The organism is Streptomyces sp. NPDC042259 (assembly GCF_055582085.1).
In genome coordinates, this window is the sequence record NZ_JBVJDW010000008.1 from 320842 (window position 1) to 337763 (window position 16922).

A 16922-nucleotide genomic window follows, 5' to 3' on the forward strand; every position below is an offset into this window, starting at 1 on the left:
TTCAGCGCCGCCCGCCCGGCCGCCGCCAACCGCGCAGGACGGTGTCGGTGGTGGTCAGGGTGGCGACGAGGGCCAGGGTGTGGCGGACCATCGCCTGGGTGTACTCGGCGGGCACGCCGGCGATGGCGTCGGTGGGGACGACGGCGGTGTAGCCGAGGTTGACGGCGTCGAAGACGGTGTTGGGGATCGCGACGTTGGCCGAGACACCGGTGACGATCAGGGCACGGCAGCCGAGGTTACGCAGCAGCGCGTCCACGCCCGTGCCGGCGAGCGGGGAGAGCCCGTGCAGTCTCCGTACGACGAGATCGTCCTCGCCGACCGGGATCGGCTCGGCGACGCGGACGGCCAGCGTGCCGGTCAGCTGCTGCACGGGCAGCCGCTCGGCGACGCGAAAGAGACGGGCGTTGCGACCGGCGCCTCGGCCGTCGGGGCGGCGTTCGGCGATGGCGTGCACGACCTGGACACCCGCCGCGTGGGCGCCCTCGACGAGCCGTGCGACATTGCCCAGGGCGCCGGAGGCGCGGGCGACGGCCGCGAGTTCGGGCAGCGCGCTGTCGGGGCCGACGACTCCGCGCTGGCACTCCACGGTCAGGAGCACGGTCGTCGCCGGGTCGAGCCGCTCGCCCGGATGGTCCTGCGGCGCCATGACGCGCTCCTCGCCTGCTTCTCGGTACGGTCCGGACGGGCCGCACGGCCCGGGACCCAAGTCGCGCGAGGGTAGCGGGCATTGCGCGGCAGGGGAAGTTGCCCGATGCTTCCTGACGACCTGTCAGCTCAGGGAAGGTGGTGCGGGAATGACCGCCATACAGCGGCGGGGCCGCCGGATCATGATGACGCGGGCCGAACTGGACGCCTTCCTCACCGAGCGGCGCACCTGCCGGGTGGCCACGGTCGGCCGCGACGGCCGGCCGCACGTCGGCGCGCTGTGGTTCGTCTGGGACGGGGCCGCGCTGTGGCTGTACTCCCTGACCCGCAGCCGCCGGTGGGCCGACCTGCGGCGGGATCCGCGTGTGGCGGTGGTCGTCGACGACGGGCGGGAGTACGGGGAGCTGCGCGGCGCGGAGCTGTCCGGCACCGCGGCCTTCGTCGGCGAGGCCCCGCGCACGGGGAGTCCGTGCCCCGAACTCGACGCCCCGGAGGCGCTGTTCGCCACCAAGTACTTCGGGCTGGACACCCTGCCCCACGACGGCCGGCACGCCTGGCTGCGCCTGGTACCGGAGGCCGTCGCCTCCTGGGACTTCCGCAAGCTGCCCCGCGCGTAGGGCGTGTCACGCGGACCATGTGCGCGGGGCCCCGAAACCGGATCGTCCCCCACCACCCCTACGCGGCGGTGCCTTCAACGCCGGACGGGCGGCGGCCGAGCCCAGCCCGGTCAAGCCCGTCCGGTGGTGAGGACGCGCCGCAGGGCGCCCGCCGCCGCAGGCGGCGAAACCGGCCGGCGGCCGAAGGCTCGCCGGGCAGGCTTCGCGGGGCAGTGTCCGCTCAGCCGGTTCGGCCGCCGACCGCCGCACCCACGGTGCGCAACGCTTCGACCGCCGCCCGGATCGAGGGCCTGCGGTCGGCGTCCGCCCGCCAGACCGCGTACACATGGCGGCTCATCGAGTGCCGGACGGGGACCACTCGCACCCCCTCCGGCACCGGGCCGCGGCCGAGGCGGGGCGCGACGGCGACTCCGAGGCCGGCGGCGACGAGCGCGAGCTGGGTGTGGTGCTCCTCGGCCATGTGCGAGATGCGGGGCTCGATGCCCTTGCCGCGCAGCGTGAGCATCAGCCAGTCGTGACAGAACTCCCCACGGGGCCAGGAGACCCACTCGTCGTCGGCGAGGTCCTCCAGATCCAGCTCGGCCCGGTCGGCGAGCGGATGATCGGCGGGCAGCGCCACATCGGCGGGGTCGTCGAGGATCGGGGCCTTGGCCAGACCGTCGGGCATCGGCAGCGGCTTGTTGTACCAGTCGAGGACGACGGCGACGTCGATGTCACCGCGCACCACGCGCGGCACGGCCTCGTCCGGCTCCATCTCCTCCAGCCGCGCCCGCAGTTGCGGGTGCGCGTCGCGCAATTCCGCGAGCGCGGCCGGAAACAGCCCACGGGCCGCCGTGGGGAAGGCGCCGAGCAGCAGCTCGCCGACGGCCCGGCCGCGCTGTGCCTCCAGATCGGCCTGGGCCAGCTCCACCTGGGAGAGGATGCGCGAGGCGTGCTCGGCGAGCAGCCGCCCGGCGTCGGTGAGCCGTACCCCGCGGCCGTTCTTGGCCAGCAGCTGCTGACCGGTCTCCCGCTCCAGCTTGGCCAGCTGTTGTGAAACGGCGGAAGTCGTCACATGCAGTCCGTCGGCGGCACCACTGACGGAGCCATGGCGGGCGACGGCGTTGAGCGTCCGCAGACGGTCCAGGTTCAACATGTAAGGAATGCTACGCGATGTCATACACAATTATTCGCTTGTTCTAATACGTATGGCCAGGCAAGGTGATCTCCATGAGCGTCGTCGCATCGGGATCACCTTCCGCCACAGCCACCACCCGCCCCTCTCCCGGGGCCCCTTCCGCCACCGGCCCCGCGACCGGCGCCGGGGCCCGCCCCGGCCCGGGTGCTCCCGATGGCTCCGGCCAGGGCCGGTCCACCGTGGACTGGCGTATCCGCTTCGGCGTGCTCTCGCTCATCTGGGGTTTCAGCTTTCTCTTCATCAAGCTCGGCACGGACGGTTTCGCCCCGCTCCAGGTCTCCTTCGGGCGGGTGTTCTTCGGTGCCCTGGTGCTCGTGGCCACGCTCGCCGTCAAGCGGCAGCGGCTGCCGCGCGGCGCCCGCACCTGGGGGCATCTCGCCGTCGCGGCGTTGCTGCTCAACGCCCTCCCCTTCTCGCTCTTCGCCTACGCCGAGCTGACCATCTCCTCCACCCTGGCCGGCATCTGCAACGCCACCACCCCGCTGTGGGGCATGCTCCTCTCGCTCGTGGCCCTCTCCGAGGACCGCCCCACCCGCCGCCGCTTCGCCGGTCTCGGCCTCGGGTTCATCGGTGTGCTCACCGTCCTCGGCGCCTGGCAGGGCTTCGACGGCCAGGACCCGACCGGCACCCTGCTGGCCCTGATCGCCTCGCTCAGCTACGCGGTCGGCTGGATATACGTCCGGCGCACGCTGGCCGACACCGGCAACTCCCACCTGTCGATGTCCGGCGCCCAGCTCCTCCTGGCCACCGTTCAGCTCGGCGTCGTCGCCCCGCTGGTCAGCCCCCTGCCCGGCTCCTTTCCCGTCGTGCCGGTGCTGGCGATCGTCGCGCTCGGGGCACTGGGCACCGGGCTCGCATTCCTTCTCCAGTACGGGCTGGTGGCGGAGGTCGGACCGACGACCGCGACCATGACCACCTATTTCATCCCGGTCATCGCGACGACGGCCGGTGTCGCCCTCCTCGACGAGCGGCTCACCTGGAACACCCCGGTCGGAGCGCTGATCGTGCTGGCCGGAGCGGCGCTCACCCAGGGCGGGTCACGGACGAAGGCCTCCCGCCGGCCCCTCGCCGGCGCGGTCCGCGAGCGCTGAGCCCGCCCGGCGGATCCGCGCGGGCCCGACGACGCCCACGCCCAGGCGCCCTACGCCCCCGACGCGCCCCTGGCACCCGGTGCGGCGTGCGGTCCGGTAAGCGCCTCAGTCGTAGCGCCCCGTCACATCCGGGCCGGTCACGGACGCCAGCGCGTCCGCGACCGGCCCTATGTCGTCCATGGACAGGGGGGACACGGTCAGCCGCACCCCGGGCGGGGAGGAGACCCGGAAGCGCGCGCCCGGCGCCACCGCCCAGCCCGCCTGCAGCAAGCGCGCCACCGCCCCCGTCTCGTCCGGCACCGGAAGCCATACGTTCATCCCGCTGCGCCCGTGCGCCACGATCCCCCGCTCCCGCAGCGCCCCGATCAGTGCCTCCCGGCGGTGCCCGTACGAGCCGGCGACCGCCGACGCGTCCACCGCGCCGGTGCGCCACAGGTGCGCCACGGCCCGCTGCAGCACATGGCTGACCCAGCCCGGCCCCAGGCGCTGCCGCCCGCGCACCCGGTCCACCGTGACGGCGTCGCCGGTGAGCACCGCGAGCCGCAGATCGGGCCCGTACGCCTTCGCGACAGAGCGCACGAGCACCCAGTGATCGGTGCCGCCCGCGAGGGGGTGCAGGGGGAGATCGACGATGCCGTGGCCGTGGTCGTCCTCGATGAGCAGCACCTGCGGGTGCTCGGCGAGCACGGCCCGCAGCTCACGGGCGCGCGCCGCACTGACGGCCGCACCGGTGGGGTTCTGCGCCCGGTCGGTGACGACCAGGGCCCGGGCGCCCTGCCGTAGCGCGCGGTCGGTCTCCTCGGGCAGCGGCCCGTCATCGTCGAGCGCGACGGGGACCGCGCGCAGGCCGAGCGCGGAGATCAGGTCGAGGAGGCTGCCCCAGCCGGGGTCCTCGACCGCCACCTCGTCCCCCGGCCGCAGATGGGCACTCAGGACGCGCTCGATGGCGTCCAGCGATCCGGAGGTGACCGCCAGCGGCCCGGCCGGGACCCGGTCGGCGTCGAAGGCGGCGCGGGCCATCCGCTCCAGCTCGGTGTCGACGGCGGACGAACCGTAGAGCACCGGGCCCTCGGCGGCGCGGGTGGCGGCCTCGGCGAGCGCCTCGCCGAGCGGGGGCAGCAGCTCCGGATCGGGGTTGCCGGTCGACACGTCGCGCACGCCTTCGGGCGCCTCCACGCGGATCAGCTCGCGGTGCGTACTGGCCGGACGGTGGCGCACCCGGCTGCCCCGGCGGCCCGAGGTCTCGATCACTCCCCGCTCACGCAGGATGCGATAGGCGGCCGCGACCGTATTGGGATTGACGCCCAGCTCGACCGCCAACTCCCGCATGGGCGGCAGCAGTTCGCCCGGGGCGAGCTTGCCCGCTCCGACGGCGCGCTCCACATTCGCCGAAATGTCCGCTGCGCGACGACCTTCGATCCGATAGTCTCCTAGCACAAAGCCAAGTATGCACTAGTGCAATGGAGAGCGCAATGCCGGCACCCGTCGCCCCCGCCTCGCACGAGCCGCCCGCCTACGAGCGGACCGAGCGGACCACCGTCACCCGTCACCGCGAGCGCGCCCACTACGACCGCGAGCTGGTCCACTCGATACTCGACGCGGGTTACGTCTGCCACCTCGGCTTCGTCCGCGACGGGGCGCCCGTCGTCCTGCCGACCCTCTACGGACGCATCGGCGAGCGGCTCTACGTGCACGGTTCGACCGGCTCCCGCCCGCTGCGCGCCGCCGGGCGGACGGATGACGGCCTGCCCGTGTGCGTCACCGTCACCCATGTCGACGGGCTCGTCCTCGCCCGCTCCGCCTTCAGTCACTCGCTCAACTACCGCTCCGTCGTGGTGCACGGCACGGCCCGGCCGGTGACGGACGAGGAAGAGGTCAACGCCGCCCTCGACGCCCTCGTCGACCAGGTGGTGCCGGGCCGCGCGGCCGACTGCCGGCCGGCGTCGCCCCGGGAGCTGGCCGCGACGGCCGTGCTGGGCATCGATCTGACCGAGGTGTCCGCCAAGGTCCGCGATGCCGGCCCGGACGACTACGAGGAGGACGTCGCCCTGCCCTACTGGAGCGGCGTCGTCCCGCTCACCACCGGCTACGGCCCCCTGATCCCCGCGGACGACCTCACGCCGGGCATTCCCGTGCCCGGCTACCTCACCGCCCGCTGAGTGGGGCTCCGCTGAGCGGGGCTCCGTCCGCGGGGGCGGCGGCGCCGCGCGCCTCGGCGAGGGCCAGCGCCGCCACCGCGCACAGAAGGACCGCCGTGCCCGCCACGGTCGCGGCGGTGAGGTGCTCGCCGAGCAGGACGACGGCGATGACCGCGGCCGTCACCGGTTCGATGAGGGTGACGACCGCGACCGTGGTGCCGCGCACCACCAGCAGCCCGGCGAAGAACAGCCCGTAGGCGAGCGCCGTCGGCACGGTGACCAGGTACCCCATCAGCCACAGGGTGCGGCCCAGTTCACGCGTGTGCGGCCACAGCCCCTCGGCGGCCGCGAGCGGCAGCAGGCAGACCGTGCCGACGGCGAAGGAGGCCAGTGTCGTCGTGAACGGGTCGGCGGCCGGGCCCGTCCGGCCCGGGAACCGCGTGGCGAGGGTGACCACCGCGTATCCGGCGGCGGACAGCAGCCCGAGGGCGACCCCCGCCGGCCGCACCGCGCCCGTGCCGTCGCCGGCCGTCATCAGCACGGCCAGCCCGAGGAGCGCGCCGCACACGGCCACCCTGCCTCCCGCGCCGAGCCGTTCGCCCATCAGCGGCCTGCCCCCGAGTGCCACCAGTACGGGCGCGGCCCCCAGAGTGACGACGGTGCCGACCGCGATCCCCGTTCCGGCCACCGCAGCGAAGTAGGCGGTCTGGAAGACCGTGAGCCCCACGCCGGTGACCAGCGTCCGGAGCACCCGGCGCCGCTTGGGCTCGTGAGCCCGCGCGGGGCCCTTCGGCAGGCGGCGCGACCGTACGGCCCGGACGACGGACAACAGGACGAGTGCCCCGGCCGTGCGCCAGAAGGTGAGCGCGACGGGGCCGAGGCCGCTGCTGTCGAAGACCAGGGCGGCGGTCGGGCCCGTGGTGCCCCAGGCGGCGGCCGCGAAGGCCACATAGAGCAGCCCCCGGCCGACGGACGGTCCCGGCCGCGCGGGCCGGCCGCCCGAGGGCAGCACGGAGGACGGGCCCGCCGCAGGGCAGGGGGAAAGAGTGGAGCGTCGCATGACTGTTCTCCCGCGTAAGACAAGAGGTGATCGCGTGGTCCCCTGTGCGGGCAGCGGCGATCCGCCCGGGGCATCGCCCCGGGCCCGGTCTTCCGGGAGCGGCCGCCCGCGCTACGCGGCGGGAGGCGGCAGAACAGTCATCGGCATGATCGGCACACTAAGCCGGACGGGACCCGCTCGACAACTTCCCCTCGGCGCCCGCCGGCGGCCCGCCGCCCGCGACCGGGGCGGCGGGGGCCGGCTTCGGGGTGGAGGTCTGGGCGATGAAGGCACCCAGCAGCACCACGGCCCCGCCCACGATCTGCGGCGTGGACAGGTGCTCGCCGAGCAGCACCCAGGCCAGGACGGTGGCGACGACCGCTTCCAGGCAGGCGACCACACCGGCCACCTGCGGCGAGAGCCGACGCACGGAGAGGACGCCGGTGAGATACGCCGCCACGGTCGCGACCAGCACGATCCAGGCGAGCAACAGCCCGGCCGGCAGCGCCGTCCCGGCCAGCTCGGCCCGCCCGGCGAGCACCTGCCAGTCCATGGTCCAGGGGGCGGCGACCGCCGTCAGGACGACCGCGCCGACGAGCAGCCCGTAGGCGACGACTCCGACCGCGTCGGCGGGCTCGTCCCCCTCGCCGCCGTGGTCGGACAGGACGAAATAGCCGACCTGGCAGCAGGCCGCGCCGAGGGCCAGCAGCAGGCCCACGGCATCGAACCCGAGCCCGGCCCACACCTCCACCACGCAGGCGAGCCCGGCGACGGCGAGCACGACGCCCACGACGGCGGCCCGGCTGACGGATCGTCGTTGGACGAATCGCACCCAGCCGAGCAGCAGGGCGGGCCCGAGGTATTCGACCAGCAGGGCCACCCCGACGGGGATCCGGGCGATGGCGGCGAAGTAACAGGCCTGGACCCCCGCGACGGCGAGCAGCCCGAACCCCGCGAGGAGTGCGGGCCGGCGCGTCACCAGGGCGCGGTGCCGCCAGGCGACGGGCAGCAGCACGAGCGCCGCCCCGGCCACTCGCAGCCACACCACGTGGAGCGGGTCGAGACCCGCCTCGATCAGCGGTTTGGCCGCGACGCCGGAGCCGCCGAACGCGAGCGCGGACACCAGGGCCGGCCCGAGGCCCGCGCCCCTGCCCGCGCCCCTGTCTTGAGACGATTGCATCGCTGCATCATGGCAGCCGATGTCAGGAGCGTCACCCCTTTTGGCTCCTGTTCGTCTCCCGCCGGTTCCGTCACCTGTCCGGGCCGAAGAGGTGGGAACCCACAGGACGCCCCCTTGCCGGCCCGGCCGGCCTCAGGCCTCGTCGGCGAGGATCAGGTAGAGCTTCTTGCGCGATTCGTTGATGACCGCGAGAGCCTTCTGCCGCTGCTCCTCGCTGCCGGTCTTCCAGACCTGACCGAAGGCTTCCATCAGCCCGAAACCCGCCTGGCGGATCTCGTTCGCGGCCTCCCAGTCGACGCCGCGCCCGGCTTCCTCCCACGGGGCCCGCGCCCCCGCGTCGGCCTCGGCCCGGCCCGTCTCGGTGAGCGTGAACAGCTTCTTGCCGCCCTCGCTCGCGCTGCTGATCAGCCCCTCGTCCTCCAGCAGCTGGAGCGTCGGGTAGACCGAGCCCGGGCTCGGCTTCCAGGTGCCGCCGCTGCGCTCGACGATCTCCTGGATCATTTCGTAGCCGTGCATCGGCCGGTCCTTGAGCAGGGCCAGGATCGAGGTCCGTACATCGCCCCGCCGGGCCCTGCCGCCCGGCCCGCCGCGCCGGTGGCCGCCGAACGGGCCCCGGCCGAAGGGGGGCGGGCCCCCGAAAGGAGGTCCGAACGGCCCGAAGGCGGCGCGGCCGCCACCGGATTCACCCCGACCGCGAGGGCCGGGTCCACCGTGCTCGTGCTCGTGCCCGTGAAAACGCATGATGACGTTTCTCCCATCGTTGATCTTTCGTGATGCATCAACGATATATCGGAACCGATCGTATGACAACGCTCTTCCGCCACGCCCGTCGCCCGAACCGGGCCACATTTTCCGAATTGGCCGTGTCGCCGCAGGTCAGTGACCCTCTACGGTCCGGCCATGCGGATACGAATCGTCGACGCCTTCACCGACCGCCCCTTCGCCGGCAACCCGGCCGGGGTCCTGCTCTTCGACTCCGATGCCTTCCCCGACGACGGCCGGCTCCAGCGGATCGCCGCCGAGGTCAACCTCTCCGAGACCGCCTTCGCGCACCGGCTGCCCCGGGGCGCCGACGCCGACTGGGCGCTGCGCTGGTTCACCCCCACCACCGAGGTCGACATGTGCGGGCACGCCACGCTCGCCACCGCGCACGTCCTGCACAGCACGGGCACCGCCACCGGCACCGTCCGCTTCTCCGCCCGCTGCGGCATCCTGACCGCGACGGCACACGACGACGGCTCGATCACCCTGGACTTCCCGACGTCGCCGCTCACCCCGGCCACCGTCCCCGACGGCGTCTCCGCCGCGCTCGGCGCACAACCGCTCTCCGTGCACGACACCGGCCCGCACATCGGCGACCTCCTGGTGGAACTGGCCGACGAGAAGACCGTCCGGGGACTGTCCCCCGACATTCCCGCGCTCGCCCGGCATTCCCGCCGGGGCATCATCGCCACGGCCGCGGCCGAGGACCCCGCGCGCGGCTACGACTACGTCTCGCGCTGCTTCTTCCCCAACGTCGGCGTCGACGAGGACCCGGTGACCGGCAGCGCGCACACCGCCCTGGCCCCCTTCTGGTCCGCACGCCTGGGCCGCGACGACCTGACGGGTCTGCAGGCGTCCGCCCGCTCCGGGCGCGTACGGACCGGCCTGCGCGGCGACCGCACCCTGCTGACCGGCACCGCCGTCACCGTCATCGACGGCGAACTGCTCGCCTGACGAGCCCGCGCCCGCCCACGGCTTCGACCGGTCCGGTCAGGCCGTGGGCAGCCAGCCCACCTTGCCGGCGAGCAGGGCGTAGCCGACGAAGGCCACGACGTCGATCAGCGCGTGCGCGGCGACCAGCGGCCCCACCCGCCCCCAGCGCCGGTAGAGCAGGACGAACACCACGCCCATGGCCATGTTGCCGACGAAACCACCGATGCCCTGGTAGAGGTGGTACGAGCCGCGCAGCACGGCACTGGCCACCAGGGCCGCCATCGGTGTCCAGCCCAGCTGGCCGAGTCTGCGCAGCAGGTAGCCGACCACGACGACCTCCTCCAGTACCGCGTTCTGCGCGGCGGAGGCGATCAGTACCGGCAGCTTCCACCAGACGTCGGGCAGCGCCTCGGGCACCACCGTCAGGTTGAACCCCGCCGCGCGGGCACCGAGGTAGAAGAGCAGCCCGGTGCCGCCGATGGCCGCGGCGAGGGCCGTCCCCCGCGTCAGGTCGTATCGCGGCCGCCGCCGGTCGAAGCCGATGACCCGCAGTCCCGCGCCCTCGCGCAGCAGCAGATGCGCGACGAGGAAGACGGGCACCAGCGAGGTCGTGATCCCGAAGACCTGCCAGGCGAGTTCCAGCCACGGCCGGCCGGGGGCGTGGCTGCCGTTGAGGGTGGCGGCCTGGTCGCTCAGTCCCCCGGGGCGGGTGGCCGCGCCGACGAAGCTGATCAGCGACGAGACACCGCTGGCCCCGAGTGACAGCGCCAGGACGAGCAGCAGCTCGGCCCGCAGCGTCCGCCGCGACAGCCCCGCCCCGGCGTCGCCCGCCTTGCCGGGCGAGGAACCGGGGAGCACACCGGACAGGCCGCCGGGCGGAACGTCCACCTCGTCGCGCGCACCTCGTCGCACACCTGCCTCCACTTCCTCCCGCCCTCACACCCGCGGAGAGGAGCGTCGCCCATGGTCGTCACCAGCTTGCCCGACGACCTCGCGCCCGCCAAACGGCCGCCGACCGGGTCCTTTGTCAGTCACCGAGCCCGAGCGGCCAGGTGTGTACCGGTTCCCCCGTCAGCATCAGCTCGCGGTAGCGCCGGGTGGTGGCGGCCAGTGCCCGGTCCCGGCCCATCCCCGCGCCCCGGGCCCGGTGGTACGTGCCGGCCTGCCAGGACGCCCCGTTGGCCCGGCGCCGGCAGCGCTCTTCGACGATGCCGAGATAGCGGTCCCGGTCGGCGGGCTCCACACCCCACGCGTCGAGCCCGGCCGCGGCCAGCGGAAGCAGCTCCTCCCGCACCAGCCGCACGGCCGGCACCCGGGTCAGGGTGCCGGTGCGCCCCTTGGGCCAGCGCAGGGTGGCCTCGATGCCGTCCCGGCAGGCCGCGTCGAAATTCTCCCCGGCGACGGCGAACGGCAGCCGCGTCCACACCGGACGCCCCTCCTCCGCGAGCGCCCTGACCAGCCCGTAGTAGAAGGCGGCGTTGGCGATGGTGTCGCAGACGGTGGGGCCGGCGGGCAGGACGCGGTTCTCCACCCGCAGGTGCGGGACGCCGTCGGCGATGCCGTAGACGGGCCGGTTCCAGCGGTAGACGGTGCCGTTGTGCAGCACGAGTTCGTACAGCCCGGGCACCCCGCCCTCGTCCAGCACCCGCAGGGGGTCCTCGTCGTCGGAGAGGGGCAGCAGCGGCGGGAAGAAGCGCAGGTTCTCCTCGAAGAGTTCGTAGGCCGACTCGATCCAGCGCTCCCCGAACCAGGTGCGCGGCCGCACGCCCTGCGCCTGGAGTTCGGGCGGCCGGGTGTCGGTGGACTGCACGAACAACGGCGGGCGGGACTCGCGCCACAGCTCCCTGCCGAAGAGGAAGGGGGAGTTGGCGCCGACGGCGATCTGCGCGGCGGCGACGGCCTGCGCCGCGTTCCATACGGCGGCGAACCGGCCGGGGGTCACCTGCAGATGCAGCTGGACGGAGGTGCACGCCGCCTCGGGCGTGATCGACTTCGCGGTGCAGGTCAGCCGCTCGACGCCGGCGATGTCGATGGTGAAATCCTCACCGCGCGCGGCCACGATCGTGTCGTTGAGCAGGGTGTAGCGATCGGCCTCGGAGAGGTTGGCGGAGACCAGGTCCGCCGCGGTGAGCGTCGGCAGAATACCGATCATCACGATCCGGGAATCCACTTCGCCGGCCTTGCGGTCGGCGTAGGAAAGGCCCGTGCGCAGCTCTTCGGCGAGCTGGTCCAGGACACGGCCGGTCAGCCGGTGCGGCACGATATTGACTTCCAGATTGAAACGCCCCAGTTCGGTCTGGAAATCACGGCTCGCAATACGCTCCAGCACCTTCGAGTTCATCATGCTCGGCAACCCGTCGGGGCCCGCGAGATTCAGCTCGATCTCCACACCCATGAGATTCCTGGGGCGGTCGAACCGCTTCTCCTCCAGCAGCCTCCCCAGCCCGCGCAGACACCGCCGGAGCTTGTCCCGGTACCACTGCCGGTCAGCGAGGTCGAACTCCTCGGCCACGACCTTCTCACCCATCGAAGGGTCCCTCCTCACGTGGGTCGCCCGCGGCGTCAGGCGCTCGTGTCCGCATCGATGATGCCCAGGCAATGTGATCGATAACGCCGTGCCGGAGCCGCATACCCGGTAGGCTCGGCCCGAAGCGCACTCCGGCACATTCCGTCGGCATGAAGCGACACCCCGGGCATATCGCATTGCGCTGGTGATAAACACCGACGAGATTCGGCCGACCGTATCCGGGGCAGATTCCGAGGTCATGAGAGCGGGCCGGGAACAAATTCACCGAAATCCCCCCGGAACCGGGCCCGGATTTCCCCTTGCCGGAAATACGCACGACCGCTAGCGGAAACACTCCGTGAACATGTGTCGTATAAACTCCATGGACAAGGCAGAGAGTAGGCGCCCTGGCAGTCGGTCCCGGCCCCCCTCTGACCCTGCACACCGACAGCGTCGTCCGCACCTGCCCAGCATCACCGTGTCTCCGAAGTGAGAGGCGACCCGCCATGCCCCTGCATGTCCCCCCTGCCCCCGCGCCTGCCCTCCGCACGGTCCTCACGGCCCTCGGTTCCCCCACCGCGGTCCGTGCGGCACGCACCCCTTCCCTCAAGGCCGCCCAAGGGCCCCTCACCGCCGAACTCCCGCTGCCCGTCCATGTGCTGGAGCACGTGACCGCCCGGAGCGGCGCGCCGCGCACCCGGCTCACCGGCTGGCGCTTTCTGATCAAGGAAGCGCAGCGGGCGGTGGCCGCGGGCGAGACGACGCCGACCGCCGACGGCTGGGCGTTCTCCTACTTCTTCGAGGGGCCGTACGTCGCCTCGACCGAGCTGGCCCTGCGTCAGGCCGAATCGATGACGACGCCTTACCAACCGCGGCTGCTGTCGGTGCCCGAGCTGTACATGCTCACCCTCTGGTTGCATGCCGACATCACCGCCGACGCCTCGTCGGGCGTCCCCGGGCCGGGCGATCTGCTGGTGCCGCTCGCCCCCGCTCCCCCCGGAATCGCCGCCCACCGCCCGCACCGGGTCGCCGATCTGCTGACGGTCCTCACCCACCGGCTCGCCCCGGCCCCGCGTCTGACGTCTCCGGCGGCCTGAGGCACGGCAGTCGCGGCCGCCGCGCAGATCTTCGAACCATCCGTCCCGCTACGAGCACCGAGCGCCCCGTGACCCACCGGTCGCGGGGCGCCGTGCTGTCCTCACCCCCGCGGCGTAGCCCACATTGACTACTCCCGAACCCCCCGAAGTGGCCGTCTTGTTGACAGCAACCGCCCGCACGGGTGACGCGTCTCCTTCCGGTGAGGAGAGCTGCCGGGAAATCCCTGCGGAATCACGCCCGTAGGGCAACACTGGGGAGCGACCAAACGATTCACAACGGGGGGCGGCATGACCACCGCATCGAGCCGCAGGACAGAGACCACACCGCAGCGAAAGAACCCTTCCATGTGCCAGCACCAGCCCGCGTGCCCGTCAGCCGACTCCACCGACCGGGAGGCCGCCCATCTGGTGGCGCACTACCCGGAACAGGGATGGAGCCTGCTGTGCAACGGCGTCCTGTTCTTCGAGGACACCGGTGAGCTGCTGCCGGACGGACAGATCATCGCTCCGCACCGGCCGCTGGGCACCGAGCACGTGGTGACCGCCGCGTAAGCCCGTCCGGCGGATCACGCGGGCGGGCGGTGGGGGCCGCGTCGTCCGCACCACCGCTGCGCGGTGATGTCCTCGGTCGCCGGACGGGCCGGCCGGCTGACCTCAGCCGAAACCAAGCCCGTCCGGCGTTTGGGGACGCGCCCGCAGGGCGCCCGACGCCGCAGGCGGCACGGACGGCCCGCAGCCGAAGGTCCGCCGTACACAGAAGGGGCCGGCCCGGCGCAATCGCCGAACCGGCCCCGACGTGTGTCAGCCCCGGGGACTCGATCCCCCGGACCTTCAGCCGTCGTACTCGTCCATCGGGGGGCACGAGCAGACGAGGTTACGGTCGCCGTACGCACCGTCGACGCGGCGCACCGGCGGCCAGTACTTGTCGGCGGCGGAGACCCCGGCCGGGAAGACGGCCACCTCGCGGCTGTAGGGGTGCTCCCAGGCGCCGGCCACGGAGGCGGCGGTGTGCGGGGCGTTCCGCAGCGGGTTGTCGTCCTTGTCCCACTCCCCCGAGCCGACCTTCTCGATCTCGGCACGGATCGCGATCATCGCCTCGCAGAAACGATCCAGCTCGGCGAGGTCCTCGCTCTCCGTGGGCTCGATCATCAGCGTTCCGGCCACCGGGAAGGACATCGTCGGCGCGTGGAAGCCGTAGTCGATCAGGCGCTTGGCGACGTCGTCGACACTGACGCCGGTCGCCTTGGTCAGCGGCCGCAGATCGACGATGCACTCGTGCGCGACCAGGCCGTTGGGACCGGTGTAGAGCACGGGGAAGTGCGGCTCCAGGCGCTTGGCGATGTAGTTGGCGCCGAGCACCGCGACCTGCGTGGCGCGCTTGAGGCCCTCGCCGCCCATCAGCCGGACGTACGCCCAGGAGATCGGCAGGATGCCGGCCGAGCCCCAGGGGGCCGCCGAGATCGGGCCGACACCCGTCGCCGGGCCCGCGGTGGGCTGGAGCGGGTGGTTGGGCAGATAGGGCGCGAGGTGGGCGCGGACGGCGACCGGCCCGACGCCCGGACCACCGCCGCCGTGCGGGATGCAGAAGGTCTTGTGCAGGTTCAGGTGCGAGACGTCGCCGCCGAACTCGCCCGGCTTGGCCACGCCGACCAGGGCGTTGAGGTTCGCGCCGTCGACGTACACCTGGCCGCCCACCGCGTGGACCTCCGCGCAGATGTCGGCGACGTGCTCCTCGAAGACACCGTGCGTGGACGGGTAGGTGATCATCAGCACGGACAGCTCGTCACGGTACTGCTCGATCTTGGCGCGCAGGTCGTCGACGTCGACCTCGCCGTCGTCGGCCGTCTTGACCACGACGACCTTCATGCCGGCCATCACGGCGCTGGCGGCGTTGGTGCCGTGCGCGGAGGAGGGGATCAGACAGACGGTACGGCGGTCGTCACCGTTGGCACGGTGGTACGCCCGTACCGCGAGCAGACCCGCCAGCTCGCCCTGCGAGCCCGCGTTCGGCTGGATGGACACCTTGTCGTAGCCGGTGACCTCCGCGAGCCGCTCCTCCAGCTCGGTGATGAGCGTGAGGTAGCCACCCGCCTGCTCGACCGGTGCGAAGGGGTGCAGCGCGCCGAACTCGGGCCAGGTGACCGGCTCCATCTCGGTGGTCGCGTTGAGCTTCATGGTGCACGAGCCGAGCGGGATCATGCCCCGGTCCAGGGCGTAGTCCCGGTCGGCGAGGCGGCGCAGGTAGCGCAGCATCGCGGTTTCGGACCGGTGCTGGTGGAAGACCGGGTGGGTGAGGTAGTCGTCGGTGCGCAGCAGCCCCTCGGGAAGCGCCTCCGCGACCTCGGCGTCGAGCGCCTCGATGTCGGCGTCCACCCCGAAGGCCGACCACACCGACGCCACCTGGACGCGCGTGGTGGTCTCGTCGCAGGCGATGCCGACCTCGTCGGCGTCGACCAGGCGCAGGTTGACGCCCCGCTCACGGGCGGTCGCGACGACCTCGGCCGCCCGGCCGGGCACCCGCGCGGTGAGGGTGTCGAAGTACGTGCCGTGCACGACCTCGACCCCGCCGGCGCGCAGGCCCTCGGCGAGCAGCGTGGCGTAGCGGTGCGTGCGCCGCGCGATGCCCGCGAGGCCGTCCGGGCCGTGGTAGACCGCGTACATGCCGGCCATGACGGCGAGCAGGACCTGGGCGGTACAGATGTTGCTGGTGGCCTTCTCGCGGCGGATGTGCTGCTCGCGGGTCTGCAAGGCCAGGCGGTAGGCCTTGTTGCCGTCCGCGTCCACGGAGACGCCGACGAGGCGACCGGGGAGGCTGCGGGCGAACTTCTCGCGGACGGCCATGAATCCGGCGTGCGGACCGCCGAAGCCCATGGGCACGCCGAAGCGCTGGGTGGTGCCGACCGCGACGTCCGCGCCCAGCTCGCCGGGCGAGGTGAGCAGGGTCAGCGCGAGCAGGTCGGCGGCGACGGTGACGATCGCGCCCAGCTCGTGCGCCCGCTCGATGACGGGACGGAGGTCCCGCACGGCACCGGAGGCACCGGGGTACTGCAGGAGCACACCGAAGACGCCGCGCTCGGCGATGTCGTCGGGGATGCCCTGGGAGAGGTCGGCGACGACGACCTCGACGCCGGTCGGTTCGGCGCGCGTCCGTATCACCGCGATGGTCTGCGGCAGCGCGTCGGCGTCGATGAGGAAGACGCCGTCCTTGACCTTGCCCACGCGCCGGGACAGCGACATGGCCTCGGCCGCGGCGGTGCCCTCGTCGAGCAGGGAGGCGCCGGAGGTGGGCAGCCCGGTCAGGTCGGCGACGACGGTCTGGAAGTTGAGGAGCGCCTCCAGCCGGCCCTGGGAGATCTCCGGCTGGTACGGCGTGTAGGCCGTGTACCAGGCGGGGTTCTCCATGACGTTGCGCAGGATCACCGGCGGGGTGAAGGTGCCGTGGTATCCGAGCCCGATCATCGGGGCCAGGACCTCGTTGCGGTCCGCGAGCGTGCGCAGCTCGGCGAGGACCTCGGCCTCGCTGCGGGCGTCGGGCAGCCGGAGCGCCTCGGTGCTCTGGATCACGGCCGGTACGGCGGCGGCGGTGAGCTCGTCGAGCGAGCCGAACCCTACCTGGGCGAGCATCTTCGCCTGGGCCGCGCTGTCGGGCCCCACGTGGCGGTGCTCGAACGGCGTGCCACGCTCCAGGTCGGAAAGGGAGATGCGGTGGGCTGTCATCTGCGGAGGCCTCCTGGTCG

The 16922-nt window shown here is 72.9% G+C and carries 15 protein-coding genes; 6 read left to right on the plus strand and 9 right to left on the minus strand.

The window, feature by feature from the left end:
- Position 1: 1 nt before the first annotated feature.
- A complete protein-coding gene (locus ACZ6MA_RS22840; protein WP_469435760.1) occupies positions 2–646 on the minus strand; it encodes a cysteine hydrolase family protein in 645 nt (214 codons plus the stop codon).
- Positions 647–794: 148 nt separating this feature from the next.
- Here ACZ6MA_RS22840 and ACZ6MA_RS22845 point away from each other — a divergent pair, with 148 nt between their 5' ends.
- Entirely contained in the window at positions 795–1262 is a 468-nt protein-coding gene (locus ACZ6MA_RS22845; protein ID WP_469435761.1) for a pyridoxamine 5'-phosphate oxidase family protein, read from the plus strand.
- Between the two features lie 220 nt (positions 1263–1482).
- Here ACZ6MA_RS22845 and ACZ6MA_RS22850 read toward each other — a convergent pair whose 3' ends face one another.
- On the minus strand, positions 1483–2397 hold the full coding sequence (locus tag ACZ6MA_RS22850) for a LysR family transcriptional regulator (protein ID WP_469435762.1): 915 nt from the start codon (positions 2395–2397) through the stop codon (positions 1483–1485).
- 74 nt (positions 2398–2471) lie between these two features.
- Between ACZ6MA_RS22850 and ACZ6MA_RS22855 the strand changes: the two genes are divergently transcribed.
- Positions 2472–3530 carry a DMT family transporter gene (locus ACZ6MA_RS22855; RefSeq protein ID WP_469435763.1) on the plus strand — a complete coding sequence of 353 codons (1059 nt, stop codon included), beginning with the start codon at positions 2472–2474 and terminating at the stop codon, positions 3528–3530.
- Between the two features lie 105 nt (positions 3531–3635).
- Here the strand turns inward: ACZ6MA_RS22855 and ACZ6MA_RS22860 are convergent, their stop codons facing one another.
- Positions 3636–4967 (minus strand): aminotransferase class I/II-fold pyridoxal phosphate-dependent enzyme, encoded by a 1332-nt coding sequence (locus tag ACZ6MA_RS22860; protein ID WP_469435764.1) that lies wholly within the window; start codon positions 4965–4967, stop codon positions 3636–3638.
- Between the two features lie 35 nt (positions 4968–5002).
- Between ACZ6MA_RS22860 and ACZ6MA_RS22865 the strand changes: the two genes are divergently transcribed.
- A complete protein-coding gene (locus ACZ6MA_RS22865; RefSeq protein ID WP_469435765.1) occupies positions 5003–5689 on the plus strand; it encodes a pyridoxamine 5'-phosphate oxidase family protein in 687 nt (228 codons plus the stop codon).
- Here the strand turns inward: ACZ6MA_RS22865 and ACZ6MA_RS22870 are convergent.
- The 3 genes from ACZ6MA_RS22870 to ACZ6MA_RS22880 all read right to left on the minus strand — a co-directional run bounded on the left by ACZ6MA_RS22870 (position 5676) and on the right by ACZ6MA_RS22880 (position 8628).
- Positions 5676–6728 carry a DMT family transporter gene (locus ACZ6MA_RS22870; protein ID WP_469435766.1) on the minus strand — a complete coding sequence of 351 codons (1053 nt, stop codon included), beginning with the start codon at positions 6726–6728 and terminating at the stop codon, positions 5676–5678. The two genes, ACZ6MA_RS22865 and ACZ6MA_RS22870, sit on opposite strands and share 14 nt — an antisense overlap.
- 157 nt (positions 6729–6885) lie before the next feature.
- Positions 6886–7887, minus strand: coding sequence for an EamA family transporter (locus ACZ6MA_RS22875; RefSeq protein WP_469435767.1), 1002 nt, complete (start codon positions 7885–7887; stop codon positions 6886–6888).
- 132 nt (positions 7888–8019) lie between these two features.
- On the minus strand, positions 8020–8628 hold the full coding sequence (locus tag ACZ6MA_RS22880) for a PadR family transcriptional regulator (RefSeq protein WP_469435768.1): 609 nt from the start codon (positions 8626–8628) through the stop codon (positions 8020–8022).
- Between the two features lie 159 nt (positions 8629–8787).
- On the opposite strand from ACZ6MA_RS22880, the gene ACZ6MA_RS22885 reads away from it, so the two are divergent.
- Positions 8788–9603 carry a PhzF family phenazine biosynthesis protein gene (locus ACZ6MA_RS22885; protein ID WP_469435769.1) on the plus strand — a complete coding sequence of 272 codons (816 nt, stop codon included), beginning with the start codon at positions 8788–8790 and terminating at the stop codon, positions 9601–9603.
- A gap of 36 nt (positions 9604–9639) precedes the next feature.
- On the opposite strand, the gene ACZ6MA_RS22890 is transcribed toward ACZ6MA_RS22885, so the two are convergent.
- On the minus strand, positions 9640–10449 hold the full coding sequence (locus ACZ6MA_RS22890; RefSeq protein WP_469435790.1) for a CPBP family intramembrane glutamic endopeptidase: 810 nt from the start codon (positions 10447–10449) through the stop codon (positions 9640–9642).
- Positions 10450–10609: 160 nt separating this feature from the next.
- Positions 10610–12109 (minus strand): glutamate-cysteine ligase family protein, encoded by a 1500-nt coding sequence (locus ACZ6MA_RS22895; RefSeq protein WP_469435770.1) that lies wholly within the window; start codon positions 12107–12109, stop codon positions 10610–10612.
- Between the two features lie 485 nt (positions 12110–12594).
- On the opposite strand from ACZ6MA_RS22895, the gene ACZ6MA_RS22900 reads away from it, so the two are divergent.
- Positions 12595–13185, plus strand: coding sequence for a hypothetical protein (locus ACZ6MA_RS22900; protein WP_469435771.1), 591 nt, complete (start codon positions 12595–12597; stop codon positions 13183–13185).
- Positions 13186–13530: 345 nt separating this feature from the next.
- Positions 13531–13737 carry a DUF5999 family protein gene (locus tag ACZ6MA_RS22905; RefSeq protein ID WP_207303840.1) on the plus strand — a complete coding sequence of 69 codons (207 nt, stop codon included), beginning with the start codon at positions 13531–13533 and terminating at the stop codon, positions 13735–13737.
- A gap of 279 nt (positions 13738–14016) precedes the next feature.
- Here ACZ6MA_RS22905 and gcvP read toward each other — a convergent pair whose 3' ends face one another.
- The gene (gene gcvP, locus ACZ6MA_RS22910) at positions 14017–16902 is read right to left on the minus strand and encodes an aminomethyl-transferring glycine dehydrogenase (protein ID WP_469435772.1); all 2886 of its coding nucleotides are present in this window, start codon (positions 16900–16902) and stop codon (positions 14017–14019) included.
- Positions 16903–16922 lie beyond the last annotated feature (20 nt).

Excerpts from the sequence above, each read along its gene's own strand:
- ACZ6MA_RS22855 (WP_469435763.1), top strand. The coding sequence starts at position 2,472 with ATGAGCGTCGTCGCATCGGGATCACCTTCCGCCACAGCCACCACCCGC.
- ACZ6MA_RS22845 (WP_469435761.1), top strand. The coding sequence starts at position 795 with ATGACCGCCATACAGCGGCGGGGCCGCCGGATCATGATGACGCGGGCC.
- ACZ6MA_RS22865 (WP_469435765.1), top strand. The coding sequence starts at position 5,003 with ATGCCGGCACCCGTCGCCCCCGCCTCGCACGAGCCGCCCGCCTACGAG.
- ACZ6MA_RS22900 (WP_469435771.1), top strand. The coding sequence starts at position 12,595 with ATGCCCCTGCATGTCCCCCCTGCCCCCGCGCCTGCCCTCCGCACGGTC.
- gcvP (WP_469435772.1), bottom strand. The coding sequence starts at position 16,902 with ATGACAGCCCACCGCATCTCCCTTTCCGACCTGGAGCGTGGCACGCCG.
- ACZ6MA_RS22875 (WP_469435767.1), bottom strand. The coding sequence starts at position 7,887 with ATGCAATCGTCTCAAGACAGGGGCGCGGGCAGGGGCGCGGGCCTCGGG.
- ACZ6MA_RS22885 (WP_469435769.1), top strand. The coding sequence starts at position 8,788 with ATGCGGATACGAATCGTCGACGCCTTCACCGACCGCCCCTTCGCCGGC.
- ACZ6MA_RS22895 (WP_469435770.1), bottom strand. The coding sequence starts at position 12,109 with ATGGGTGAGAAGGTCGTGGCCGAGGAGTTCGACCTCGCTGACCGGCAG.
- ACZ6MA_RS22880 (WP_469435768.1), bottom strand. The coding sequence starts at position 8,628 with ATGCGTTTTCACGGGCACGAGCACGAGCACGGTGGACCCGGCCCTCGC.
- ACZ6MA_RS22850 (WP_469435762.1), bottom strand. The coding sequence starts at position 2,397 with ATGTTGAACCTGGACCGTCTGCGGACGCTCAACGCCGTCGCCCGCCAT.
- ACZ6MA_RS22870 (WP_469435766.1), bottom strand. The coding sequence starts at position 6,728 with ATGCGACGCTCCACTCTTTCCCCCTGCCCTGCGGCGGGCCCGTCCTCC.
- ACZ6MA_RS22840 (WP_469435760.1), bottom strand. The coding sequence starts at position 646 with ATGGCGCCGCAGGACCATCCGGGCGAGCGGCTCGACCCGGCGACGACC.
- ACZ6MA_RS22905 (WP_207303840.1), top strand. The coding sequence starts at position 13,531 with ATGTGCCAGCACCAGCCCGCGTGCCCGTCAGCCGACTCCACCGACCGG.